This is a genomic window from Streptomyces sp. NPDC046197 (assembly GCF_040646295.1).
In the GTDB taxonomy this organism is placed as follows: Bacteria; Actinomycetota; Actinomycetes; order Streptomycetales; family Streptomycetaceae; genus Streptomyces.
In genome coordinates, this window is sequence record NZ_JBEYZY010000002.1 from 227,007 (window position 1) to 251,192 (window position 24,186).

Sequence of the window (24,186 nt, forward strand, 5' to 3'; positions counted from 1 at the left end):
CGATGAAGTAAGGCGTACAGAACCACTCCACAGGAGGACCCCAGTGGCGAAGGCGAAGTTCGAGCGGACTAAGCCGCACGTCAACATCGGCACCATCGGTCACATCGACCACGGTAAGACGACCCTCACGGCCGCCATTACCAAGGTGCTGCACGACGCGTACCCGGACCTGAACGAGGCCACCCCGTTCGACAACATCGACAAGGCGCCCGAGGAGCGTCAGCGCGGTATCACCATCTCCATCGCGCACGTCGAGTACCAGACCGAGGCGCGCCACTACGCCCACGTCGACTGCCCGGGTCACGCGGACTACATCAAGAACATGATCACCGGTGCCGCCCAGATGGACGGCGCGATCCTGGTCGTGGCCGCCACCGACGGCCCGATGCCGCAGACCAAGGAGCACGTGCTCCTGGCCCGCCAGGTCGGCGTTCCCTACATCGTTGTCGCCCTGAACAAGGCCGACATGGTGGACGACGAGGAGATCCTGGAGCTCGTCGAGCTCGAGGTCCGTGAGCTCCTCTCCGAGTACGAGTTCCCGGGCGACGACGTTCCGGTCGTCAAGGTCTCCGCTCTGAAGGCGCTCGAGGGCGACAAGGAGTGGACGCAGTCCGTCCTGGACCTCATGAACGCCGTCGACACCGCGATCCCGGAGCCGGAGCGCGACGTCGACAAGCCGTTCCTGATGCCGATCGAGGACGTCTTCACGATCACCGGTCGTGGCACGGTCGTCACCGGTCGTATCGAGCGCGGTATCCTCAAGGTCAACGAGACCGTGGACATCATCGGCATCAAGACCGAGAAGACCACCACCACGGTCACCGGCATCGAGATGTTCCGCAAGCTGCTCGACGAGGGCCAGGCCGGTGAGAACGTCGGTCTGCTCCTCCGCGGCATCAAGCGCGAGGACGTCGAGCGCGGCCAGGTCATCATCAAGCCGGGCTCGGTCACCCCGCACACCGAGTTCGAGGCGCAGGCCTACATCCTCTCCAAGGACGAGGGTGGCCGCCACACGCCGTTCTTCAACAACTACCGCCCGCAGTTCTACTTCCGTACGACGGACGTGACCGGCGTGGTGACCCTCCCCGAGGGCACCGAGATGGTCATGCCGGGTGACAACACCGAGATGAAGGTGGAGCTCATCCAGCCCATCGCCATGGAAGAGGGCCTGAAGTTCGCCATCCGCGAGGGTGGCCGCACCGTGGGCGCCGGCCAGGTCACCAAGATCACCAAGTGATCCTGGACTGACCCGGTAGACCAGCAGGTCTCCAAGAGGCCCGTACGACTTCGGTCGTACGGGCCTCTTCGCGTTTCCGGCGGCAGTGCGGGGTGCGGCTGTCACGCCGGCGGGCCGTCACGGCGGGGTGCCGTCACGAGAGTCAGGGCGAGGTGGCGTCACGGGAGTCACGGCGAGGTGGCGTCACGGCGAGGTGGCGTCACGGGAGTCACGGCGAGGTGGCGTCACGGGAGGGGGTCGTCACGGGGAGGGGAGCGTGAACACCAGGAACAGCACGGTCAGGGGCGGCACCAGCGCGGCGACGGCCGCCCAGCGCCGCGCCGCCGCCCAGCGGCGCCTCCAGGGCAGCAGCCACGCGGTGAGCAGGGCCGCGACGGCGACCGGACCGCCGAGGAAGAGCATGCCGTAGATCCAAGCCAGCGACGTGTTCAGCGCCGCCGAGCAGTCGTCGGGACCGCAGCTGTCCGTGGCCATGGCGGACAGCCCGCCGAACAGGACTGCGGCGGGGCCCAGCACGGTGAGCAGGGCCGTGGCGACCACCGGAGCCACCCAGGCCCGGCGGTCCCGCTCGGCCGTGTGCGCGGGAACGGTGGGTGTCGCGATGTGCTGTGCGGTCATGTCCATGCGAGCAGTGAACCGGCGGACGCACCTCGGCCACACCGGCGTACGTACTCAAGAAGTACGCGTCGGCGTACTCAGGCTGGATCGGCCGTCGACGTCAACATCGAGCACCCCGGGCCACCGTGACGAAGCCCGGCGCCGCTCGGTTGAAGTACTGGACGTATCGGCATGTTCGGCGTTGGCGCAGTCGGGGGTGGGCGGTGGGCGGCAGTTCCACAGCGGTGCAGGGTCTGGCCTCCTCACCCGCCGAGAAGCGGGCGGCGGCGACAGCGGTGGAGAACCATGTCCTGCCCGGCACACACCGGGCGGGGAACTGGGCGGACGAGGAGACGGGGGCGGCGGTGCGGGCCCTCGGCGCGAAGGACGGCGAGGGCTGGCTCACGTCCACCGCGCTGAGGAAGGCCCACCGGACGTGGGGCGACCAGGTGAGGAGCCTGATGGACCGCCTGGCCGCGGAGAAGGACGCGCTGCGAAGCACCAACAGGGTTCTGACGAGCACCGACCTGGCGACCGGTTCGACGCTGCGGCAGGCGTCGGCACTGGACCGGTTCTGACCCGGGCGCGGGAGGCCGGGCATGCCGACGTACCACGAGATCATGAGCACCGACCTCTGCGCGCTCACCACCGCGGCCGACCGCTGGGACGGCATGGCGGACGAGTTCGAGAGGCAGGAGAAGGCGTACCGACAGCATGTCCACGGCATCGCCATGGGCCCCACCTGGACGGGCCTGAGCGCCGACGCGGCGAACGCCCGCTTCGAGATCACGCTCAAGCAGTTCCAGTACGCACAGACGCAGGCGAAGGCGGTCGCGTCGCTGCTGCGGGACGCGTACACGCAGTTCGCGCGGCTGCGGGGCAGGCTGGAGGCAGCGCGCCGCGAAGCCGTCGGGGCGGGGATGAGGGTGTCGGAACGGGGACTGGTGAGCCCGGACCCCGACCGCGCCAAGGGCACGGAACGGGCTGCCCGCCATCCCGGCGAGTCCACCGTCCACGCCTGGCAGGACCGCATCGACAAGGCGGTCCGGGACGTCACTGACGCGGACACCGGCGTCCGGATCGCGTTGACGGCGGTGATGGTCGGCCCGGACGCGCCGCCCGGGGGCAGGGGCTTCAACGGCGGGGCGCTGGGGGACATTGAGAGGTACGAAGCCGAGGCGGCCGAAGGGCCGCTGGAGAAGCTGAGCCGGGGCGGACACCTGTCCCATGCCGAACTCACCGCCCTGCGGCGAACGTTGCGCGACAACAGCGGCGACGAGGCGTTCTCGCGCACGCTGCTGGACGACCTGGGCGCGGCGGGCACGATCAGGCTGACGAACGAACTCAACGACCTGATCCACGTCCGCGGCGAAGGCGAAGGCGGAGCCGGTGCCTACGCGACGATCGAAACGGGCTTGGCGGACACACTGGCCACGGCCACAAGGGACCCGCACTCGAAGTGGTACGAGCACTGGCGCGCCGAGATGCGGCACGCGGGCGTGCAGCGGTACGCCACCGACGCCCAGGGCGCGCACCTGGACAAGGCGGTCGGCTACCAGTCATTGGTCACGCTGATGCGGCGGGGCCACGGCTACGGGCGCGGCATGCTGGAGGACCTCACCGACGACATGATCGCCGCGGAGAGGAAGGACCCCGGCATCTGGCACCTGAAGGGCGAGTACGCCGGCAGGCACGACGGCTGGTTCGCCAACGACCCGGTGGACGGCACGCTCGGCATCATGAGCCACGACCCCGGTACTGCGGCGCACTACCTGGGTTCCGACGCCCACATGAACTACCTGATGAGGGACCGCGACTGGAACGTCACGCTCCACGAACAGGGAGGTGGCGGCAAGGCCGACGCATACACCCCCGGCCTGGACGGAGACGACCGCGCGGGTTTCGGCGCGGCCCTCCGGGCGGCGACGACGGGGATGGACCCGTCCGACCGGCACGCGCACTACGTGACGCACAGCCGCCAGAACGAGGCGGTGCTGAACTCGGCACTCGGCCACCTCGCGGCCCAGGGCGACGACTTCCCCCCGTCCCTGCGCGCCCCGATGGCCGACATCCTGGTCAACCACGGCGCCACGGTGCACGCGTCGATGAGCGAGGTCGACATCTCCCAGTCCCCCCTGAAACAGGACGAACTCTTCGAGGTCGTCAAACAGATCTCCAAGGACAAGAACGCCTACGGCACGCTGAACGGAGGCCTCAACCAGGCGATGGTGTCGACCATCCACGGTGACCACTCGAAGTCACCGGAGCCCCTGGTACGCGCGGGCCGCACGGTGGGCTTCCTGGAAGAGGCGCGTATCCAGGCCCAGGGCGACCCAAAAACCGCGGAATTCGAATCCAAGCCGCTTTTCGACAAGGCGATCGGTTACATCCCTGTGGTGAGCGAGGACGTGCAGGAGGGGTTCGATTACGTGACGGAGAAGTGGCTGGAGGATGAACAGAGGAGGCTGGATGAGGAGCGGGCGGACGAGAACTTCAGGGCCTACGACGCGAGAAACGGCCAGTTGATGGGACTTGCGGAGGAGTGGACCAGGACCCGTCGAGTCGGCGACAGTTTCGACGCCAAAGCGGAGATCGGCAGGTCCGCTCAGGACGGCATGGCACACGCGACGGGCGTATCGGGGGAGCAGCCGAAGTGAGTGCACGCTGCCGAGCTATGAGTCTCATCGCGTTCTCGCTCTGGGGCTTCGGCGTGTCCTGTGATGGTGCGGCTGACCAGGAGATCCCGAAGAGCATCTGTGGCACGCGTATGGATCCCGATCTGATGCGCCCGCTCGTCACTTCCGCCGAGGACTGGCATGAGTACGACCGGGTGGACCGTTCCGAAGCCATCACAGCTCCTTGCTTGGTTCAGGTGCAGAACCACCTGGCCATCCGCTTTCGCTTCTCATGGGACGAGAATCCGATGGACCTCATGTACCTCGCCAAGAACACCGGCTCGATCTCGGGCGTAACGGACCCCCGTGAAATAGCCTCCCCCTACAAGATGGTCGTCGGCACCGACGGGGCGATCTCCACGACGCGCTGCAAGACCAAGGGCGGCCAGTACTTCACGCTCACCCTCCAGCTGCCCCGTATCAAGCTCACGGACCAGACCCACCGCAAGGACATCGAGAAGTTCATGCGGGCCTACTTCCCCGCCACCGTAAACACCCTGGGCTGCGGGAAGACAACGGCTCGGACGACCGGACCCGGTGAGGTGTCCCACCGGAACCTTAACTAGGTGACCTGCACATGCCACCCGGAGGGCTCGTGTCGTAGGCGTCGAGAAACCCGCGTATCTGAGTACGAGCGCTCATGTGCCGCCCCGCAGCCCTGGCTTGGATGGATCACCGAGGCGCGGCCCGAGCCAGGACTGTCACCGGGTGTAGCTACAGTTGCTACCGAGGCTTCCGCTTTACGAACTCACGGGGGAGGACGTTGTGTTGCCGAGCGATGCCGGGTCCGGGGCGGCGGCGCCGTCGTTGTTTTCCGGTCTGTCCGGCCTGGTCGAAGCGACGCGCGACGCCATCGGTGCCCAGGCCGAGATGGCTGCGGAGTACGCGTCATTCACCAAGTTCCAGAAGCGAGTTGACGACCTGATCCGCGACCTGAAGGGTTCCGACGCGGGACCGACCAAGGTCGGGGAGGCCCAGCTCGCGCGCCACCAGTTCGGCGGTGGAGGCGGTTCCTGGTCGGAGGCGTCCGGCGTGTACTCGGCGTACGAGACGGTGATCAGCGAGCTGGAGACGCTGTCGAAGCTGCTGTCGGACTCCATGGAGGGCATGGGCATCGCGGTCATGGCCTCCCACAAGGGCTACCAGAACGTCGACCTGGACATCCGCGACCGCATGGCGGCGATCAGCGCGGAGACGACGAAGCACTACGGCGGGAGCTACGACCCGTCGCTGCCGAAGAAGAGCCACGATGGCGGTCAGCCGGAGCAGGGGACGCAGCCGCCGGCCGGCGACTCGGGCGGTTCGATCTGATGGACGTGATGGACCACATGGACCACGTGGATCTGATGGAAACGAAGCGGACGGGGGCTCTCTGATGGCCGGCAACGGTTCCGGCGGCGGTACGTCCTTCGAGAGCATGAGCCACGAGCAGATGCTGGCGTGGCTCGACCAGGCCAACTCCGGAGAGGTCCAGGCCGCGGCCGACCGCCTGACCGCGGCCGCGAAGGAGATCCGCAAGATCGCGGAGGAGCTCAAGGTCCGTCCGCAGTGGGTGGAGTGGAAGGGTGACGGCGCGGACGCGTTCCGCGCGTGGGCCGGCGACCTGGCCAACTCCACCCACCGCCTGGGCGACTTCAGCGAGGGCGCCGGGAAGTGGCTCGGCGAGGCGTCGAACGCGATCGCCACCGCCCAGGCCTCCATCCCACGCGACACCAAGAGCGCACAGGCGAACCTGGACGCGGCGACAGCGGCCCACAACGACCCGGACGCGGCAGCGATCCGCACCAAGTCCGCAGGCGAACTGGCCGCCCTGAAGGCCGACCGCGAAAAGGTCCGCCAGGAGGCAGCTGCCCAGATGCGAAAGCTGGGCCAGTCCTACGAACTGTCCGCAACACAGATGAACGGCCTGGAGCGGCCCAAGTTCCCGCCGCCGCCGAAGGCTGTCCAGCCACCGCATGCCGGAGGCTCCCAGGATCTGGCTCGCCAGGGCGGTGGTACGTCCGGTGGTCTGGGACCTGGAGGCGGTGCCGGAACCGTGGGAAGCGCCGGCACTGTAGGAAAAGCGCATCGGGATGCGGTGACCTCTGGCCCCCATATGGATCCACCCACGAGCCGGACGCCGTCCGGTCACGAGCGTCCGTCGGTGATCGAGCCTGCCACGCACGTCGGCATCGACTCAGTGTCTGCACCGCCGGAAGTCCACCGGCCCGCCCCGGGCCCAGTGGCCAGGCCGCCCGCCCCCGTGGCCCCCGAGGTAGGAATCGTGCCGCCGATGGGCGCGCCGATCCCGCCGATGTCAGGTGGTCCTCTGCGCGTGCCTTCAGGAGGGCTGGGGAGGCCAGTCGGAGAAGAGCGCGTGCCAACCCAGTCCGGGCGAGGACCCGTCAATCCACTCCCCGGACGTGGAGTCACCGGAATCAGTCCTGCCCCTGGCCGCAATCTGCCGAGCCCCAGTGGGACAACTGGCCGGGGCTCCTTCGGCGAGGGTCCCACCCCCGGCCGCGGTACTCCGCCCGTATCGGGAATCACTGGTGGGCGTCCGGCTACACCCTCGGCCACCGGACGCTCGACGAGTCGGCTACCCGGTGCCCCACTTGGTGGAGAACCTGCCGTCAGCCGCGGTTCGGCCGGCCGCCTGCCGATTACGGGAGCAACGGGACAGCCTGTAACCGGCAGCCCTGCACGCGCCGCCGGACGCCCTGGGGCCACGCCCCGCGACGGCATCGTTGGCGGTACCCCGCAGCGGACGGGCCGCACTCCGGCGCGCCCTGGGTCATCGGTACCCTCTGCGCCGATACGGGGAGGCATCTCCGGTGGTATGCCGAGTGAGACCGGTGCAAGGGGTGGCGTGCGCGGTGTCGCGAGTGGATCGGCCGGTCGTGTCCGGCAGCGGAATGACAAGCGGAAGAGCGACCGCCGAAGCGAACCGCCTACTACCGACTGACGATCAGGGGACACGAGAACTATGCACAAGCCCACGGGCAAGACGTGGCACAGCGGAATTCGTGCCTTGGCCTCGACGGCCGTCGGCCTGCTGCTCGTAGGCGGTACGACGGCGCAGGCTCACGCCGACTCCACACGTTCTCAGCAGTGGTTCCTGGATGCCATGCACGCTGACGAGATGTGGCGGACGAGCACGGGCACGGGGATCACTGTGGCCGTGATTGATACCGGAGTGGACTCGGACAACCCCGATCTCAGGGGACGCGTTCTCGACGGGTTGGACCTGGCTGCACGCCGTTCCGGCGATGAGCACACGGACTATGACGGCCACGGTACGGGGATGGCTGGGCTCATTGCAGGTACGGGGGCATACGAGGGCGGCAAGGGCGCGTTCGGACTCGCGCCAGGTGTGAAGATCCTTCCTGTCCGCATGCCGGGCCAGCAGGACGACAACCCCTTTTCGGGACCGTCCTACGTCAGCAAAGCTATTCGCTACGCGACAGACTCCGGTGCCCGGGTGATTAACATTTCCTCGGGTTCGACGGTTCAGTCACCCCAACTGACTGCCGCTGTGAAGTACGCCTTGCAGCACGGGTCGCTCATTTTCGCAGCGGTGGGCAATGACGGCGACAAGGGGAATCCTGTCGAATATCCGGCGGCCACACCCGGTGTCGTCGGGGTGGCCGCCGTGGGCAAGAACCTCAGTCGCACGCCATGGTCCACGTACGGCCCTCAAGTGGACGTCTCGGCCCCGGGCGACGACATGGTGCACGCCTGCGGCGGTAAGACCGGTCTCTGCAAGAGTTACGGCACCAGCGACGCCACCGCCATAGCCTCCGCCAGCGCCGCCCTCATCTGGTCCAAGCACCCGAACTGGACCAACAACCAGGTCCTCCGCGTCATGCTCAACACCGTCGGCGGCCCCACGAACGGCGCCAAGCGCAACGACTCCATCGGCTACGGCATCGTCCGCCCGCGCATCGCCCTGCAGAACCCCGGCGACCCGGGGCCGGCCAACGTCTATCCGTTGCCGGACTTTACCGCCGCCGGGGCGGGCGCCTCGTCTTCTCCAGGTGCCGGTGCCGGTGCCGCCAAGGGCTCCGAGAGCTCGAAGGGTTCGGATGCGTCGGCGAAGGGTGACGGCGTCAGCGCGGCGGACTCCGCATCGGACGGCGGCAACGGCGTCCTCTGGGGCGCACTGGGGATCGGTGCCGTCGTACTGCTCGGCGGAGCCACCGCTGCCGTCGTCATCAGCCGCCGTCGTCGCTCGGTCGGTTAGCCGCACGGAGTGCCGTGCCGGACACCGACCGGCCCGCGGGCGCTCGTCCTTACCCGTAGTCGGCCTGTCAGGTGCGGCAAGGGCTGCCCTGCCGGGGACAGGGTCGGCATTGGGACGGGTCCGGCCAGTACTGCGGCGCTCGACGCCCCACGGATCCCAGCCCCGCACGAGGCAAGGCCGCCACGCTCGTCACACATGAGTACGGATACTCAGTCGGTTTGGTCGCCTGTCCGGATGGCGCGAAGTGATCGTAGGGATACGGTACAAGTCGATCAGCGCAACGTACCTGCTGCGAACTCGCACCATCGCCAGGCTCACGTCTGTTCGGGATACGACATAACAAGGGGGAACCACTCATGGCGTGGCAGGAGTGGGAACAGCTCAAGACCGCGGCGGCCGAGCGGCATTCTGCCCAGATGCGGCTGAACCACATACCGATGGATCCGGGTGGGTCCGGCACATTGGTTTCGAACAAGCCGGCCTGGTCCAAGGCAGGCCAGGACGTCGGCTCGCTCCGTGACGACATCACCAAGGCGCTGGGCAAGCTGGCGGACGGTCAGAAGGGCCTTGGTGACGAGGCCGGCTGCCTGACTGCGGGGGCGCAGAAGGAGGTTCACGACTCGTGGGAGCGCTACGTCAAGGCGGTGAGCGGGCGCTGCGGGAAGCTCTCGAGTCTGCTGGAGAAAGCGGGCAGTGACCAGCTGAAGACCGATGAGGCCGTCGAGGCCGAGATCGGCAACCTCAAGGTGGACTACGCGGATACTCCGGCTGTCGGCGGTCAGGACAAGGGGCGGTAACCAGAAGTCATGGACCTTGCAACACTCAAGGCCCTCAAGCCGACGGAGTTTCTGGAGGCGGCCCACGGATACCGCAGCACCGGTGACATGGCCCGCGGGGCCAAGGACCGCATCGAGAACCAGATCTCCGTGGCCATGAGGAACTCCCTCGAGGGCGAGGCCGCGACCGCGGCGATCAAGCAACTGGCGGAGCTGGGCAAGAACTTCCAGTACGTTCAGGTCGAATGCGGCCTCGTCAGTACGGCGCTCGAGGCGTTCTCGTACGAGGCTGGAGCGGCCAAGAAGAAGCTTGAAGCGGCCCTCGACGGTGCGCAGGCGGCGAACCTCACCGTGAACGCCGACGGCTCGATCACCTATCAGCCGGGCGGGGAAAAGGGCGAGGACGGAAAGGTTCCGGACGGTGGCACGGTAAGTGGCTTCACGGACGCCATGGCCTCCGCGGTGGGCCGTCAGGCGGCCAACGTCGACCCCAACCCCAACCACCGCCTCGCGCAGGAGTACGCGGATCAGATAGCCGGTGCCCTCAAGGAGGCGACGGAGGCCGACGAGAAGTGGGCGCCGAAGCTGCGGGCGCTGAAGGCGGACGACGATCTGACCGTCTCCGACAAGGACTGGGCCGACGTGTCCTCGGACACGAGCGGCGTGAACGATGCGGGCAAGAAGTATCTCGACTCGCTGCCGCAGCCGCCCAAGAACGGCAGCCCCAAGGACAACGCGCAATGGTGGAAGGGGCTCAGCGCGGAGGACCGGGCCGCGTGGATCTCCATGCGACCCGACTCCGTGGGCGCGCTCGACGGACTGCCCGCCACGGTTCGGGACGAGGCGAACCGGATGGTGCTCGCCGAGGCACACGGTGTTGCGCAGGGCGGATACGACGCCTGGCTGAAGAACCACCCGGAGCCCAGGCGATACGAGACCTACGTCAACCTGCACACCGGGATGCAGGGCGGCAAGGTCGAAACCCAGGCGTGGAAGGACTGGGAAGAGGCACGGAAGAACGCCCGGGGCCGGCTCGACGGGATGGAGGCGATCCAGAAACGCTTCGACAACTACGCCGACGAGAGCAAGCGCCCATACCTGCTCGGCTTCGACGACAAGAACAACGGCCGCGTCATCATCTCCATCGGCAACCCCGACACCGCCGACAACGTGGCGACCTACGTGCCCGGCACGGGTACCAAACTGAGCAGCATCGACGGTGATATCCGCCGCGCGGAACTGCTCCAGGACCGGGCGAGCTTCACCGACCCCACCCATAAGACGGCGTCGATCATGTGGCTCGGCTACGACGCCCCGCAGAGTCTCCTCGGCGACGCGACCGACGCCAAGTACGCTGACGCCGCCCGCGAGCCGCTGAGCAACTTCCTGACCGGGATTGACACTACCCATCACGGATCGGTGAACTCCACGGTACTTGGTCACAGCTACGGCACCCTTGTGGCCGGCGAGACCATGCGGGACCACCCCGATCTGCCCGTGGACAACGCGATTCTGGTGGGCAGCCCCGGTGTAGGCGTGAATCACGCCAAGGACCTGCACATCGGGGCCGACCATGTCTGGGCAGCCACCGCCGAGAACGATCTGGTGAACCTCGCCCCGCCGCCGGCCGGGACGCTGGCTCCCCTGAACCCGATGGCATACTGGCGCCTCTTCAACGATCACTCAGTTATGTACGGAAATGATCCGACATCCGATGAATTCGGCGGGCGGACCTTCAATGTCGCTGACGGAAAGCTGCCGGGCACGGACGGTCTCATGCCGGCGCACTCGCAGTACTGGGAGGGCGACTCTCTGACCAACATGGCGAAGATTGTGACTGGAGGAACCTCATGAGGCTGTCCCGGGCGATGTCGATCATCGCCGTATTGACTGCGTCCGTCGCGGTGGCGGCGTGCGGGTCCGGGCAGACGGGAAGCAGCGGCGGCAGCACAGCATCGAAGCAGGTCACCATGGACGAGCAGCAGGCAACGAAGCGCGCCGAGGAAATCATCCACCAGGCTGTGGACGGCATGTCTCCCAAGCCGACCCTCAAGCGCACCGGGCTGACGCCGGTCGGAGCCTGTGTCGCCGACGATCACAGCGCCGGCGAGCGCCAGCAGGTCACGCTGTCGTACCAGCTGACCGGGGTGCCGGGCACCGAGGCGAAGACGCTGGTGCGCCAGGCCAGGGACGCCTGGGTGAAGCGGGGCTACAAGTTCCAGTCATCTGACGCCGACTGGTCCGACTCTTTCCCCTCGGTGAGCATGCGCACCGTGTCCGACGACTTCTGGATGACCGCGCTCACCGGTGTCGTGGACAAGGCCAAGGGTGAGGGACTGGCAGCCATCAGTGTGACGTCCCCCTGTTTCGCCGCTGACGGCTCCCGCACCGCCGACCCCGCCTCCTTCCGGCAGGTCCCCACCGACGAGCAGGCCGAGCGCCGCGCCCTGGACCACTCCAGCCGCATCTACGACGCACTCCTGGTGCGACACGCGCCGATGAGGGAAGCAGAGGGCCTCGCCACCTACCAGGACGGCGAGGACACGTACGCCCACCATGCATGGTCGACCGAGCCGCTGAATGAGGATGCGATGGTCCAGGCGCTGGCGCGGGCGAAGGCCCACTTTGGGAGCCTGGGGTGGACGCTTCGGCAGGTCCCGACCGCGACCGGTGTCCCTGCGCTCCTGGCCCGAAGCGCCGAGGACGAGAGTGTGGCCCGGCTGGCCCCGTCGACCGACGGCACCCTGCGTGTGGCCGTGACGACTCCGACGGTTCGCCGGAGGTCCGCATCAGCGTGACCGCTGACAAGAGCGTGTTCCGGTAGCGGCCCTGATAGAGGGGGCTCAGCACGGAGGACCGGGTCGCGTGGGTCTCCATGCGACCCGACTCCGGGCATACCTGCTGGGCTTCAGCACCGAAGGAGACGACCGCGCGATCGCCGCCAACGGAAACCCGGACACCGCGGATCACCAGGCGGTCTATGTTCCGGGTACCACGTCAGAGCTGGGAAATATCGGGCGGACATCGACCGGTTGGTCAGGGTACGCCGCCCATGACGAAGCCAGGTTGCTACAAGGCCTCGGACGGTCAGACGGTCGAGCACTTTCAGGAGCTGGTCTGTCGCGGCGGCCGGGTCCTGTCAGCTCCAGGCCAGCGCCGCCCCCAGCAACACCGCGAACAGCACGGGAAGCAGCACGCACCCCAGCGCCAGAGACGCCGCCGCCATGCGAAGAGCCCGCATGGAATGGCGGTGGGGCAGGGCCCAGGCGATCGCGAACAGGCCCATGGCCCAATACAGCACGGCCCCGATGTCGTGGGGGCCGCCGTCCGCCTGGTAGAGGCTGTACTCCCAGGCGAGGAGTGGCAGCCCGGGCAGGGAGGTCACGAGCGGCGCCTTCCACCATGTCTTGTGGGAAGCGGGGGGCTGCACGGAGTCGTTCTGCGTCGTCATGGGTTTGATTCCAGCAACGAAGGCCGCCCAGGTCAGCGGTCGGCGTACTCATCCCGCTTGCGCTGCGTACTCACGCCACACGGCACGCGTCCCTCCGCACCGGGTCCGAAGTCGGACGCTCCGCCGAGCGGTTGCCGTACAGTGCGCCACTGTGGCGATACAGAATCCGCATCCGTGGGGACCACCGTACGGCGGCCCGCCGCCTCCGCCGCCGCCCGTCCCGGCGAAGGACTTGCGGCCTCGGCGCATCTGGTACCTGGTAGCGGCGCTGCTGGGGCTCGTACTGGCTGGGGTCGGTGTCGCCTTCATCGTCGTGACGGTGAAGAACACGCTGGACTCGATCGACACGGCCCGGAGCTTCTCCAGCGGCGACTCGCGGACGTTCCGCTTCGTCCAGGGACAGACCAAGGCGATCTACGTCTCGCAGTCCGGGCAGGGCCAGGTCGACTGCCGCATCCCGGAGATGTCGGCCGGGTCGATGAACCGGCCCGACAGCGACTTCCGCATCACCCTCGGGTCCCGCACCTGGGACCGCGTCTTCGAGGTGAAGCCCGGCAGCAGCGGCGACTACACGCTCACCTGCACCTCTCAGCTGCCGGCCGAGTTCGCGCTCGGGGACGGGCCCAAGGTGGGGGCCACGGTCGGCAGCATCGTCGCGGGCATCGGCTGCTTCCTCGCCGCGCTCGCCGTATCCGTGGCCATCGTCGTCGTCACCGCCGTCCGACGCAGCCGCCACCGTCGGCGGCTCGCCGCCGCGTGCGCCCCTGCGCCGCCGTGGGGCCCACCACCTTCCGGTCCCGCCCCGTGGCCCCCGCCGGGCTCGCGGCCTTGACGCGCTGAGGCAGGTCCTTCACTCCGGCGCCGGAACGGTGATCTCGGCCCATACGGTCTTGCGCGAGCCAACGCCTCGGTGGTGCTTCCCGCCCGCGTGGCCGCAAAGGCGGCCCGCTGGGGATCCGGATCCCGGGCTGACGGAGGTGCGGCACGCTCGGGCGCGGTACCGCGGTACGGATGCCCGACCGGCGCCCCGGTTCGACCCACGTCCCCCCGCGGTATGCTCCCCTGCTCGATTGGCGGAGCCCCCGTCGCATGTGGCAGACTGTCCGAGTTGCTCGGTCGAGTGTTGATGCTGCGCGCCTCCCGCCGGGAGGACCGGAAGCGAGTCCCACAGTACTCGTCGTCCTAACTGCCACCACGGCAGCGCTGGGGCGGACGTACGGGAATCTTCCGGGAAGTGTGGGCGCGGCACCGGCCAGGCGCCCGGTGGGTCTTCGCCCCCGGTCCAGCGGTTCCGGAAGGGCCGCGCTCCCCGTGCAGGGATGTTCGAACAAGGGACATTCATGTCAGCGAGAGCGCGACACGCCCGACCGCGTGGGTCGGAGGAGAGCAAGGAAACACCGGGTTCCAGAGCGTTAGAGAGACAGGACTACTGAGTAGCCATGGCGGGACAGAAGATCCGCATCCGGCTCAAGGCCTACGACCACGAGGTCATCGACTCCTCGGCGAAGAAGATCGTCGAGACGGTGACCCGTACTGGTGCGTCGGTCGCGGGCCCGGTGCCGCTGCCCACTGAGAAGAACGTGTACTGCGTCATCAAGTCGCCGCACAAGTACAAGGACTCGCGCGAGCACTTCGAGATGCGCACGCACAAGCGCCTGATCGACATCCTCGACCCGACCCCCAAGACCGTTGACTCTCTGATGCGACTCGACCTCCCGGCCGGTGTCGACATCGAGATCAAGCTCTGAGGCGCGGTGATCTGAGAGATGGCTAAGCAGATCAAGGGCATCCTGGGCGAGAAGCTCGGTATGACGCAGGTGTGGGACGAGAACAACCGTGTTGTTCCGGTCACCGTCGTCAAGGCCGGGCCCAATGTCGTCACCCAGGTCCGTACCAACGACGTCGACGGCTACGAGTCCGTTCAGATCGCCTTCGGCGAGATCGACCCGCGCAAGGTGAACAAGCCCCTCAAGGGCCACTTCGCGAAGGCCGACGTCACCCCCCGTCGTCACCTCGTCGAGATCCGCACCGCGGACGCCGCCGAGTACACCCTCGGCCAGGAGATCACCGCTGAGGTGTTCGAGGCCGGCGTGAAGGTCGACGTCACCGGCAAGAGCAAGGGCAAGGGCTTCGCCGGTGTCATGAAGCGCCACAACTTCGGTGGCCTCGGCGCCGGGCACGGTACCCAGCGCAAGCACCGCTCTCCCGGTTCCATCGGTGGCTGCGCCACCCCGGGCCGTGTGTTCAAGGGCCTCCGCATGGCGGGTCGCATGGGCAACGAGCGGGTCACCACCCAGAACCTGACCGTCCACGCCGTTGACGCGGAGAAGGGTCTGCTGCTCATCAAGGGCGCGGTTCCCGGTCCGAACGGCGGCCTCGTCCTGGTCCGCACCGCGGCCAAGGGGGCCTGAGGTAACCGATGAGCACTGTTGACATCCTTTCGCCGGCGGGCGACAAGGCCGGTTCCGTCGAGCTCCCCGCGGAGATCTTCGGCGTTGAGAAGGTCAGCATCCCGCTGATCCACCAGGTCGTCGTCGCGCAGCTGGCCGCTGCCCGCCAGGGCACGCACAAGACCAAGACCCGCGGTGAAGTCCGTGGTGGTGGCAAGAAGCCGTACCGCCAGAAGGGCACCGGTCGCGCCCGTCAGGGTTCGACCCGCGCGCCGCAGTTCGCCGGTGGTGGCGTCGTGCACGGTCCCGTGCCGCGCGACTACTCGCAGCGGACCCCGAAGAAGATGAAGGCCGCGGCCCTGCGCCACGCCCTCACCGACCGGGCCCGCCACAACCGCATCCACGTCGTCTCCGGCGTGGTCGAGGGCGCGATCTCCACCAAGGCCGCCAAGACGCTGTTCGGCAAGATCAGCGAGCGCAAGAACCTGCTGCTCGTCGCCGAGCGCTCGGACGAGGCCGCGTGGCTGTCCGCCCGCAACCTGCCCCAGGTGCACATCCTGGAGCCGGGCCAGCTGAACACGTACGACGTTCTCGTCTCGGACGACGTGGTCTTCACCCAGGCCGCTTTCGAGTCCTTCGTCGCCGGCCCGAAGGCCAACGACACCGAAGGGAGCGAGGCCTGATGGCTACGCGTCACCCGAGCATTGCCTCGAAGGCGGCCAAGGCCGCCAAGGCCGCGCGCGTCGCCAAGGCGCGCCGCCACGCCGCCGAGGGCAAGAACACCGTCGAGACCCCGCTGAGCAAGTCGTACACGGACCCCCGTGACGTCCTGCTCAAGCCGGTCGTCTCCGAGAAGAGCTACGCGCTTCTCGACGAGAACAAGTACACGTTCATCGTCGACCCGAACGCCAACAAGACCCAGATCAAGCAGGCCGTCCAGGCGGTCTTCGACGTCAAGGTCACCGGGGTCAACACGATCAACCGCCAGGGCAAGCGCAAGCGGACCCGCACGGGCTTCGGCCAGCGTGCCGCCACCAAGCGCGCGATCGTGACCCTCGCCGAGGGCGACCGTATCGACATCTTCGGCGGTCCGACCGCCTGAGGGCGGTCCGGATCGTCCGATATCGGACGAGGACTGAGAAATGGGAATCCGCAAGTACAAGCCGACTACGCCGGGCCGTCGTGGCGCCAGCGTCGCCGACTTCGTCGAGGTCACGCGGTCCACGCCGGAGAAGTCGCTGGTCCGTCCCCTGCACAGCAAGGGCGGCCGTAACAATTCCGGTCGTGTGACCGTTCGCCACCAGGGTGGCGGGCACAAGCGCGCCTACCGCGTGATCGACTTCCGTCGTCACGACAAGGACGGCGTGCCGGCGAAGGTCGCGCACATCGAGTACGACCCCAACCGCACCGCGCGCATCGCGCTCCTGCACTACGCGGACGGCGAGAAGCGCTACATCCTCGCGCCGCGTGGCCTGAGCCAGGGCGACCGCGTGGAGAACGGTCCCGGGGCCGACATCAAGCCGGGCAACAACCTGGCCCTGCGCAACATCCCGGTCGGTACGACGCTGCACGCGATCGAGCTCCGTCCGGGCGGCGGCGCCAAGTTCGCCCGCTCTGCCGGTGCCTCCGTGCAGCTGCTCGCGAAGGAGGGCTCGATGGCCCACCTCCGCATGCCCTCCGGTGAGATCCGCCTGGTCGACGTGCGCTGCCGCGCCACCGTCGGCGAGGTCGGCAACGCCGAGCAGAGCAACATCAACTGGGGCAAGGCCGGCCGCAAGCGCTGGCTGGGCGTCCGCCCGACCGTTCGCGGTGTGGCGATGAACCCGGTTGACCACCCCCACGGTGGTGGTGAGGGCAAGACCTCGGGTGGTCGCCACCCGGTCAGCCCCTGGGGTCAGAAGGAAGGTCGTACTCGTTCTCCCAAGAAGGCGAGCAACAAGTACATCGTCCGCCGCCGCAAGACGAACAAGAAGCGCTAAGGACGGGTTGAGATGCCTCGTAGCCTGAAGAAGGGGCCTTTCGTCGACGACCACCTGCTCAAGAAGGTGGACGCCCAGAACGAAGCCGGCACCAAGAACGTCATCAAGACCTGGTCCCGCCGCTCGATGATCATCCCCAGCATGCTGGGCCACACGCTCGCGGTGCACAACGGCAAGACCCACATCCCGGTGTTCGTCACCGAGTCGATGGTCGGCCACAAGCTCGGCGAGTTCTCGCCGACGCGCACCTTCCGGGGTCACGTCAAGGAAGACCGGAAGTCGAAGCGCCGCTAGTAGCGGATCGCATTCAGACACGTAAGTAACTGAAGGGACAACCATGGAAGCCAGGGCCCAGGCGCGGTACATCCGCGTCACGCCCATGAAGGCCCGCCGCGTGGTGGACCTCATCCGTGGCATGGACGCCACGGAGGCCCAGGCTGTTCTGCGATTCGCTCCGCAGGCAGCCTCCGTGCCGGTCGGCAAGGTGCTCGACAGCGCCATCGCCAACGCCGCGCACAACTACGACCACACCGACGCCGACAGCCTCTACATCTCCGAGGCCTACGTCGACGAGGGCCCGACCCTGAAGCGGTTCCGTCCGCGTGCCCAGGGCCGTGCCTACCGGATCCGCAAGCGGACCAGCCACATCACCGTGGTCGTCAGCAGCAAGGAAGGAACCCGGTAATGGGCCAGAAGGTAAACCCGCATGGGTTCCGGCTCGGTGTCACGACCGACTTCAAGTCGCGTTGGTACGCCGACAAGCTGTACAAGGACTACGTCAAGGAAGACGTCGCCATCCGTCGGATGATGACGTCCGGCATGGAGCGCGCCGGTATCTCGAAGGTTGAGATCGAGCGCACCCGTGACCGCGTGCGTGTGGACATCCACACCGCTCGTCCGGGCATCGTCATCGGCCGCCGTGGCGCCGAGGCCGACCGTATCCGCGGCGACCTGGAGAAGCTGACCGGCAAGCAGGTCCAGCTGAACATCCTCGAGGTCAAGAACCCGGAGACGGACGCTCAGCTGGTGGCCCAGGCCGTCGCCGAGCAGCTGTCCTCCCGCGTCTCCTTCCGCCGTGCCATGCGCAAGAGCATGCAGTCGGCGATGAAGGCGGGCGCCAAGGGCATCAAGATCCAGTGCGGTGGCCGTCTCGGCGGCGCCGAGATGTCCCGCTCGGAGTTCTACCGCGAGGGCCGTGTGCCCCTGCACACGCTCCGCGCGAACGTGGACTACGGCTTCTTCGAGGCCAAGACGACCTTCGGCCGCATCGGTGTGAAGGTCTGGATCTACAAGGGCGACGTCAAGAACATCGCCGAGGTCCGCGCCGAGAACGCTGCCGCCCGTGCGGGTAACCGCCCGGCCCGCGGTGGTGCCGACCGCCCGGCCCGTGGTGGCCGCGGTGGCGAGCGGCGCGGTCGTAAGCCGCAGCAGGCTGCCGGCGCCGAGGCCCCCAAGGCCGAGGCTCCCGCGTCCGCTCCGGCTGAGAGCACCGGAACGGAGGCCTGACCGACATGCTGATCCCCCGTAGGGTCAAGCACCGCAAGCAGCACCACCCGAAGCGCAGCGGTATGAGCAAGGGTGGCACGCAGGTTGCGTTCGGCGAGTACGGCATCCAGGCGCTGACCCCGGCGTACGTCACGAACCGCCAGATCGAGGCGGCTCGTATCGCCATGACCCGCCACATCAAGCGTGGCGGCAAGGTCTGGATCAACATCTACCCGGACCGCCCGCTGACCAAGAAGCCGGCCGAGACCCGCATGGGTTCCGGTAAGGGTTCTCCGGAGTGGTGGGTTGCCAACGTCAAGCCCGGACGCGTGATGTTCGAGCTGTCGTACCCCAACGAGAAGATCGCCCGTGAGGCGCTGCTTCGTGCGGCCCACAAGCTGCCGATGAAGTGCCGGATCGTCAAGCGCGAGGCAGGTGAAGCGTGATGTCGGCCGGTACCAAGGCGTCCGAGCTGCGCGAGCTGGGCAACGAGGAGCTTCTGGGCAAGCTCCGCGAGGCCAAGGAAGAGCTGTTCAACCTCCGCTTCCAGGCGGCGACCGGTCAGCTCGAGAACCACGGTCGGCTGAAGGCCGTCCGTAAGGACATCGCGCGGATCTACACCCTGATGCGTGAGCGCGAGCTGGGCATCGAGACGGTGGAGAGCGCCTGATGAGTGAGAGCAACGTGACTGAGCAGACTGCAGAGGCCCGCGGCTTCCGCAAGACCCGTGAGGGTCTCGTCGTCAGCGACAAGATGGACAAGACCGTCGTCGTCGCCGTCGAGGACCGCGTCAAGCACGCGCTGTACGGCAAGGTCATCCGCCGTACCAACAAGCTCAAGGCGCACGACGAGCAGAACGCCGCCGGCGTCGGCGACCGCGTCCTCCTCATGGAGACCCGGCCGCTGTCCGCGACCAAGCGTTGGCGCGTCGTCGAGATCCTCGAGAAGGCCAAGTAATTCTCCTGCGGGGCACCCCTCGCAGGACAGTTCCGCCAGGCTCCGGGGGCCGCTCGCCCGAGCGGCCCCCGGGGAACCGGCAGACAAACAGGAGATAGACGTGATCCAGCAGGAGTCGCGACTGCGTGTCGCCGACAACACTGGTGCGAAGGAGATCCTTTGCATCCGTGTGCTCGGTGGCTCCGGTCGCCGCTACGCGGGCATCGGTGACGTCATCGTCGCCACCGTCAAGGACGCGATCCCCGGTGGCAACGTGAAGAAGGGTGACGTCGTCAAGGCGGTCATCGTTCGCACCGTCAAGGAGCGCCGCCGTCCGGACGGCTCGTACATCCGCTTCGACGAGAACGCCGCCGTCATTCTGAAGAACGACGGCGACCCTCGTGGCACCCGTATCTTCGGCCCCGTGGGCCGTGAGCTGCGCGAGAAGAAGTTCATGAAGATCATCTCCCTCGCGCCGGAGGTGCTGTGAGCATGAAGATCAAGAAGGGCGACCTGGTCCAGGTCATCACCGGCAAGGACAAGGGCAAGCAGGGCAAGGTCATTGCCGCTTACCCGCGCGACGAGCGCGTCCTGGTCGAGGGTGTCAACCGGGTCAAGAAGCACACCAAGGCCGGTCCGACCGCTCGCGGTTCCCAGGCCGGCGGCATCGTCACCACCGAGGCCCCGATCCACGTGAGCAACGTTCAGCTCGTCGTGGAGAAGGACGGCAACAAGGTCGTGACCCGCGTCGGTTACCGCTTCGACGAGAACGGCAACAAGATCCGCGTTGCCAAGCGGACGGGTGAGGACATCTGATGGCTACCACCACCACTCCGCGTCTGAAGCAGAAGTACCGCGAGGAGATCGCGGGCAAGCTGCGTGACGAGTTCAAGTTCGAGAACGTCATGCAGGTTCCCGGCCTCGTCAAGATCGTGGTCAACATGGGTGTCGGCGACGCCGCCCGTGACTCGAAGCTGATCGAGGGCGCGGTCCGCGACCTGACCACCATCACCGGTCAGAAGCCGGCCGTCACCAAGGCCCGCAAGTCCATCGCGCAGTTCAAGCTGCGTGAGGGCCAGCCGATCGGTGCCCACGTCACGCTCCGTGGCGACCGCATGTGGGAGTTCCTGGACCGCACCCTGTCGCTCGCGCTGCCGCGCATCCGCGACTTCCGCGGCCTGTCCCCCAAGCAGTTCGACGGCCGTGGCAACTACACCTTCGGTCTCACGGAGCAGGTCATGTTCCACGAGATCGACCAGGACAAGATCGACCGCACCCGGGGTATGGACATCACCGTGGTGACCACGGCGACCAACGACGCTGAGGGCCGCGCGCTCCTTCGTCACCTCGGCTTCCCGTTCAAGGAGGCGTGAGCGAGATGGCGAAGAAGGCTCTGATCGCTAAGGCTGCTCGCAAGCCCAAGTTCGGTGTGCGTGGCTACACCCGCTGCCAGCGCTGTGGCCGCCCGCACTCCGTGTACCGCAAGTTCGGCCTGTGCCGCGTGTGCCTTCGTGAGATGGCTCACCGTGGCGAGCTGCCGGGCGTGACCAAGAGCTCCTGGTAGTCCCTGTTACAGGGGACTTCCAGGGCTCTCGGTAAGCATCTGGGACGGCAGGGGGCCCTCCCCGCATGCCTTAGGCTTGTGGGGTTGGGCACCTGCCGTGCCGTACGACTTACTACGCCGTAGGTCCACCGCGCCGCACCCGTCCCGTCTCGGATCGGGGAGAGGGATGGCGCACCAGGAAACCACGGCGAGAGAGGCCGAAGGCCAATTCATGACCATGACTGATCCGATCGCAGACATGCTCACGCGTCTGCGGAACGCGAACTCGGCATACCACGACACCGTGACCATGCCGCACTCGAAGATCAAGTCGCACATCGCGGAGATCCTCCAGCAGGAGGGCTTCATCACGGGCTGGAAGACCGAGGACGCCGAGGTCGGCAAGAACCTCGTCCTCGAGCTCAAGTACGGCCCGAACCGTGAGCGCTCCATCGCGGGCATCAAGCGGATCTCCAAGCCCGGTCTCCGGGTGTACGCGAAGTCCACCAACCTGCCCAAGGTGCTCGGTGGCCTCGGCGTGGCGATCATCTCCACGTCCCACGGGCTCCTCACCGACAAGCAGGCCGGCAAGAAGGGCGTGGGTGGGGAAGTCCTCGCCTACGTCTGGTAACGGAAGGGAACGGAGGAAACAGCTATGTCGCGCATCGGCAAGCTCCCCATCGCGGTTCCCGCCGGCGTGGACGTCACCATCGACGGCAGCACGGTTTCGGTCAAGGGCCCCAAGGGCGAGCTGACCCACACCGTCGTGACGCCGATCGAGATCGTCAAGAACGAGGACGGCACCCTCCAGGTGACCCGCCCCAATGACGAGCGTCAGAACAAGGCTCTCCACGGCCTGTCCCGCACGCTGGTGGCGAACATGATCACCGGCGTGACCCAGGGTTACGTGAAGAAGCTCGAGATCAGCGGTGTCGGTTACCGCGTTGTCGCCAAGGGCTCGAACCTGGAGTTCTCCCTCGGCTACAGCCACCCGATCCTGGTCGAGGCCCCCGAGGGCATCACCTTCAAGGTGGAGGCCCCGACCCGCTTCTCGGTCGAGGGCATCGACAAGCAGAAGGTCGGCGAGGTTGCGGCCAACATCCGCAAGCTGCGCAAGCCTGACCCGTACAAGGCCAAGGGCGTCAAGTACGAGGGCGAAGTCATCCGCCGCAAGGTCGGAAAGGCGGGTAAGTAAGCCATGGCATACGGGCAGAAGATCCTGAAGGGCGACGCCTACAAGCGCGCCGCGATCAAGCGCCGTCACATCCGGATCCGCAAGCGGATCTCCGGTACGGCGGAGCGTCCCCGTCTGGTCGTGACCCGCTCCAACCGCCACATCGTGGCGCAGGTGATCGACGACCTCAAGGGCCACACCCTGGCGTCGGCGTCCACGCTGGACACCTCGATCCGCGGTGGCGAGGGCGACAAGTCCGCGCAGGCCAAGCAGGTCGGCGCCCTGGTCGCCGAGCGTGCCAAGGCCGCCGGTGTCGAGGCCGTCGTGTTCGACCGTGGTGGCAACCAGTACGCCGGGCGCATCGCCGCCCTGGCGGACGCCGCCCGCGAAGCCGGGCTCAAGTTCTGAGCCGCTTGTAGCTAGCGGAAAGAGAGAGGTAATCCAATGGCTGGACCCCAGCGCCGCGGTGGCGGTGCCGGTGGCGGCGAGCGGCGGGACCGGAAGGGCCGTGACGGCGGCGCAGCTGCCGCCGAGAAGACCGCGTACGTTGAGCGCGTCGTCGCGATCAACCGCGTCGCCAAGGTTGTGAAGGGTGGTCGTCGCTTCAGCTTCACCGCGCTGGTCGTGGTGGGCGACGGTGACGGCACCGTGGGTGTCGGTTACGGCAAGGCCAAGGAGGTGCCGGCCGCCATCGCCAAGGGCGTTGAGGAGGCCAAGAAGCACTTCTTCAAGGTCCCCCGGATCCAGGGCACCATCCCGCACCCGATCCAGGGTGAGAAGGCTGCCGGCGTCGTGCTGCTCAAGCCCGCGTCCCCCGGTACCGGTGTTATCGCCGGTGGTCCGGTGCGTGCCGTGCTCGAGTGCGCCGGTATCCACGACGTGCTGTCGAAGTCGCTCGGCTCCGACAACGCGATCAACATCGTGCACGCGACCGTGGAGGCCCTGAAGGGTCTGCAGCGTCCCGAGGAGATCGCGGCCCGCCGTGGTCTGCCGCTCGAGGACGTCGCGCCCGCGGCTCTGCTGCGTGCCCGTGCCGGAGTGGGTGCGTGATGGCACAGCTGAAGATCACGCAGGTCAAGTCCTACATCGGCAGCAAGCAGAACCACCGTGACACCCTGCGGTCGCTTGGTCTCAAGGGGATCAACACCGTGGTCGTCAAGGAGGACCGCCCCGAGTTCCGCGGCATGGTGCACACCGTCCGCCACCTCGTGACGGTCGAGGAGGTCGACTGATCATGGCGGAGCAGAACCCGCTGAAGATCCACAACCTCCGTCCCGCCCCGGGCGCCAAGACCGCCAAGACCCGTGTCGGTCGTGGTGAGGCGTCGAAGGGTAAGACGGCCGGTCGTGGTACGAAGGGTACGAAGGCCCGTTACCAGGTTCCGGAGAGCTTCGAGGGTGGCCAGATGCCGCTCCACATGCGTCTCCCGAAGCTGAAGGGCTTCAAGAACCCGTTCAAGACCGAATACCAGGTCGTGAACCTCGACAAGCTGGCCGCCCTCTACCCCGAGGGTGGCGAGGTCACCGTCGAGGACCTCGTGGCCAAGGGTGCCGTTCGCAAGAACAGCCTCGTCAAGGTGCTCGGCCAGGGCGAGGTCTCCGTGGCGCTGCAGGTGACGGTCGACGCCGTCTCCGGCTCCGCCAAGGAGAAGATCACCGCCGCCGGCGGTTCCGTCACCGAGCTCGTCTGAAACTTTCGGACGTCTCGATGACCTGAACGAT

33 protein-coding genes are annotated in these 24,186 nt (G+C 67.4%); 31 read left to right on the forward strand and 2 right to left on the reverse strand.

The features are described from left to right. Positions 1-43 precede the first annotated feature (43 nt). A complete protein-coding gene (gene tuf / locus AB0A61_RS03715; protein WP_361285513.1) occupies positions 44-1,237 on the forward strand; it encodes an elongation factor Tu in 1,194 nt (397 codons plus the stop codon). A 240-nt stretch (positions 1,238-1,477) separates the two neighbouring features. Here the strand turns inward: tuf and AB0A61_RS03720 are convergent, their stop codons facing one another. Beyond that, a complete protein-coding gene (locus AB0A61_RS03720) occupies positions 1,478-1,861 on the reverse strand; it encodes a hypothetical protein (RefSeq protein ID WP_361285516.1) in 384 nt (127 codons plus the stop codon). A gap of 197 nt (positions 1,862-2,058) precedes the next feature. Between AB0A61_RS03720 and AB0A61_RS03725 the strand changes: the two genes are divergently transcribed. From AB0A61_RS03725 to AB0A61_RS03760, 8 genes are all read left to right on the forward strand, one after another. Continuing rightward, positions 2,059-2,412, forward strand: coding sequence for a hypothetical protein (locus AB0A61_RS03725; RefSeq protein ID WP_361285519.1), 354 nt, complete (start codon positions 2,059-2,061; stop codon positions 2,410-2,412). Positions 2,413-2,454: 42 nt separating this feature from the next. Next, positions 2,455-4,491 (forward strand): hypothetical protein, encoded by a 2,037-nt coding sequence (locus AB0A61_RS03730; RefSeq protein ID WP_361285521.1) that lies wholly within the window; start codon positions 2,455-2,457, stop codon positions 4,489-4,491. 17 nt (positions 4,492-4,508) lie between these two features. Then, positions 4,509-5,075, forward strand: a complete 567-nt coding sequence (locus tag AB0A61_RS03735) for a hypothetical protein (protein WP_361285524.1) — start codon at positions 4,509-4,511, stop codon at positions 5,073-5,075. A gap of 199 nt (positions 5,076-5,274) precedes the next feature. Next, a complete protein-coding gene (locus tag AB0A61_RS03740) occupies positions 5,275-5,820 on the forward strand; it encodes a hypothetical protein (protein WP_361285527.1) in 546 nt (181 codons plus the stop codon). Positions 5,821-7,474: 1,654 nt separating this feature from the next. Next, positions 7,475-8,731 (forward strand): type VII secretion-associated serine protease mycosin, encoded by a 1,257-nt coding sequence (gene mycP, locus AB0A61_RS03745; RefSeq protein ID WP_361285530.1) that lies wholly within the window; start codon positions 7,475-7,477, stop codon positions 8,729-8,731. Between the two features lie 356 nt (positions 8,732-9,087). Then, positions 9,088-9,528, forward strand: a complete 441-nt coding sequence (locus AB0A61_RS03750; protein WP_361285533.1) for a hypothetical protein — start codon at positions 9,088-9,090, stop codon at positions 9,526-9,528. A gap of 9 nt (positions 9,529-9,537) precedes the next feature. Continuing rightward, on the forward strand, positions 9,538-11,361 hold the full coding sequence (locus AB0A61_RS03755; RefSeq protein ID WP_361285536.1) for an alpha/beta hydrolase: 1,824 nt from the start codon (positions 9,538-9,540) through the stop codon (positions 11,359-11,361). After that, positions 11,358-12,305: a hypothetical protein gene (locus tag AB0A61_RS03760; protein WP_361285539.1), complete on the forward strand. Its 948-nt coding sequence runs from the start codon at positions 11,358-11,360 to the stop codon at positions 12,303-12,305. Before AB0A61_RS03755 ends, AB0A61_RS03760 begins: the two co-directional genes overlap by 4 nt. A gap of 341 nt (positions 12,306-12,646) precedes the next feature. Here the strand turns inward: AB0A61_RS03760 and AB0A61_RS03765 are convergent, their stop codons facing one another. Next, entirely contained in the window at positions 12,647-12,958 is a 312-nt protein-coding gene (locus AB0A61_RS03765) for a hypothetical protein (RefSeq protein ID WP_361285542.1), read from the reverse strand. 151 nt (positions 12,959-13,109) lie between these two features. On the opposite strand from AB0A61_RS03765, the gene AB0A61_RS03770 reads away from it, so the two are divergent. The 22 genes from AB0A61_RS03770 (at position 13,110) to rplO (ending at position 24,155) form a co-directional block, all read left to right on the forward strand. Continuing rightward, positions 13,110-13,790, forward strand: coding sequence for a serine/arginine repetitive matrix protein 2 (locus AB0A61_RS03770; protein ID WP_361285545.1), 681 nt, complete (start codon positions 13,110-13,112; stop codon positions 13,788-13,790). 607 nt (positions 13,791-14,397) lie between these two features. Beyond that, positions 14,398-14,706, forward strand: coding sequence for a 30S ribosomal protein S10 (gene rpsJ, locus AB0A61_RS03775; RefSeq protein WP_003948644.1), 309 nt, complete (start codon positions 14,398-14,400; stop codon positions 14,704-14,706). Positions 14,707-14,724: 18 nt separating this feature from the next. Next, positions 14,725-15,369 carry a 50S ribosomal protein L3 gene (gene rplC / locus AB0A61_RS03780; RefSeq protein WP_009190129.1) on the forward strand — a complete coding sequence of 215 codons (645 nt, stop codon included), beginning with the start codon at positions 14,725-14,727 and terminating at the stop codon, positions 15,367-15,369. Positions 15,370-15,377: 8 nt separating this feature from the next. Next, a complete protein-coding gene (gene rplD / locus AB0A61_RS03785) occupies positions 15,378-16,031 on the forward strand; it encodes a 50S ribosomal protein L4 (RefSeq protein ID WP_361285548.1) in 654 nt (217 codons plus the stop codon). Continuing rightward, positions 16,031-16,450 carry a 50S ribosomal protein L23 gene (gene rplW, locus AB0A61_RS03790; protein WP_361285551.1) on the forward strand — a complete coding sequence of 140 codons (420 nt, stop codon included), beginning with the start codon at positions 16,031-16,033 and terminating at the stop codon, positions 16,448-16,450. The genes rplD and rplW overlap by 1 nt, the downstream gene beginning before the upstream one ends. A 40-nt stretch (positions 16,451-16,490) precedes the next feature. Further along, positions 16,491-17,327 carry a 50S ribosomal protein L2 gene (rplB, locus tag AB0A61_RS03795; protein WP_361285554.1) on the forward strand — a complete coding sequence of 279 codons (837 nt, stop codon included), beginning with the start codon at positions 16,491-16,493 and terminating at the stop codon, positions 17,325-17,327. Between the two features lie 12 nt (positions 17,328-17,339). After that, a complete protein-coding gene (gene rpsS, locus AB0A61_RS03800; RefSeq protein ID WP_361285556.1) occupies positions 17,340-17,621 on the forward strand; it encodes a 30S ribosomal protein S19 in 282 nt (93 codons plus the stop codon). A 43-nt stretch (positions 17,622-17,664) separates the two neighbouring features. Then, the gene (gene rplV, locus AB0A61_RS03805; protein WP_019329637.1) at positions 17,665-18,012 is read left to right on the forward strand and encodes a 50S ribosomal protein L22; all 348 of its coding nucleotides are present in this window, start codon (positions 17,665-17,667) and stop codon (positions 18,010-18,012) included. After that, positions 18,012-18,833 (forward strand): 30S ribosomal protein S3, encoded by an 822-nt coding sequence (rpsC, locus tag AB0A61_RS03810; protein WP_003998826.1) that lies wholly within the window; start codon positions 18,012-18,014, stop codon positions 18,831-18,833. Before rplV ends, rpsC begins: the two co-directional genes overlap by 1 nt. A gap of 5 nt (positions 18,834-18,838) precedes the next feature. Beyond that, complete coding sequence (rplP, locus tag AB0A61_RS03815; protein ID WP_361285559.1) at positions 18,839-19,258, forward strand: 50S ribosomal protein L16; 420 nt, start codon at positions 18,839-18,841, stop codon at positions 19,256-19,258. Beyond that, positions 19,258-19,482, forward strand: coding sequence for a 50S ribosomal protein L29 (gene rpmC, locus AB0A61_RS03820; RefSeq protein WP_030174543.1), 225 nt, complete (start codon positions 19,258-19,260; stop codon positions 19,480-19,482). The genes rplP and rpmC overlap by 1 nt, the downstream gene beginning before the upstream one ends. Further along, a complete protein-coding gene (gene rpsQ / locus AB0A61_RS03825) occupies positions 19,482-19,769 on the forward strand; it encodes a 30S ribosomal protein S17 (RefSeq protein ID WP_003992363.1) in 288 nt (95 codons plus the stop codon). The genes rpmC and rpsQ overlap by 1 nt, the downstream gene beginning before the upstream one ends. Before the next feature lie 100 nt (positions 19,770-19,869). Next, complete coding sequence (rplN, locus tag AB0A61_RS03830; RefSeq protein ID WP_003998823.1) at positions 19,870-20,238, forward strand: 50S ribosomal protein L14; 369 nt, start codon at positions 19,870-19,872, stop codon at positions 20,236-20,238. A 2-nt stretch (positions 20,239-20,240) separates the two neighbouring features. Further along, entirely contained in the window at positions 20,241-20,564 is a 324-nt protein-coding gene (rplX, locus tag AB0A61_RS03835) for a 50S ribosomal protein L24 (RefSeq protein ID WP_043443039.1), read from the forward strand. Then, positions 20,564-21,121, forward strand: a complete 558-nt coding sequence (rplE, locus tag AB0A61_RS03840) for a 50S ribosomal protein L5 (protein ID WP_361285564.1) — start codon at positions 20,564-20,566, stop codon at positions 21,119-21,121. Before rplX ends, rplE begins: the two co-directional genes overlap by 1 nt. Before the next feature lie 5 nt (positions 21,122-21,126). Next, positions 21,127-21,312, forward strand: coding sequence for a type Z 30S ribosomal protein S14 (locus tag AB0A61_RS03845; RefSeq protein WP_003948630.1), 186 nt, complete (start codon positions 21,127-21,129; stop codon positions 21,310-21,312). Between the two features lie 211 nt (positions 21,313-21,523). Then, positions 21,524-21,922 (forward strand): 30S ribosomal protein S8, encoded by a 399-nt coding sequence (gene rpsH, locus AB0A61_RS03850; protein ID WP_009190141.1) that lies wholly within the window; start codon positions 21,524-21,526, stop codon positions 21,920-21,922. 24 nt (positions 21,923-21,946) lie between these two features. Further along, positions 21,947-22,486, forward strand: a complete 540-nt coding sequence (gene rplF / locus AB0A61_RS03855; protein WP_361285567.1) for a 50S ribosomal protein L6 — start codon at positions 21,947-21,949, stop codon at positions 22,484-22,486. A 3-nt stretch (positions 22,487-22,489) separates the two neighbouring features. Then, complete coding sequence (gene rplR / locus AB0A61_RS03860) at positions 22,490-22,873, forward strand: 50S ribosomal protein L18 (protein ID WP_019980869.1); 384 nt, start codon at positions 22,490-22,492, stop codon at positions 22,871-22,873. A gap of 36 nt (positions 22,874-22,909) precedes the next feature. Next, positions 22,910-23,515: a 30S ribosomal protein S5 gene (gene rpsE, locus AB0A61_RS03865; protein ID WP_003998815.1), complete on the forward strand. Its 606-nt coding sequence runs from the start codon at positions 22,910-22,912 to the stop codon at positions 23,513-23,515. Further along, positions 23,515-23,697 carry a 50S ribosomal protein L30 gene (gene rpmD / locus AB0A61_RS03870; RefSeq protein ID WP_003998814.1) on the forward strand — a complete coding sequence of 61 codons (183 nt, stop codon included), beginning with the start codon at positions 23,515-23,517 and terminating at the stop codon, positions 23,695-23,697. Before rpsE ends, rpmD begins: the two co-directional genes overlap by 1 nt. A gap of 2 nt (positions 23,698-23,699) precedes the next feature. Further along, the gene (rplO, locus tag AB0A61_RS03875; RefSeq protein WP_361285571.1) at positions 23,700-24,155 is read left to right on the forward strand and encodes a 50S ribosomal protein L15; all 456 of its coding nucleotides are present in this window, start codon (positions 23,700-23,702) and stop codon (positions 24,153-24,155) included. The last annotated feature ends 31 nt before the right edge of the window (positions 24,156-24,186 follow it).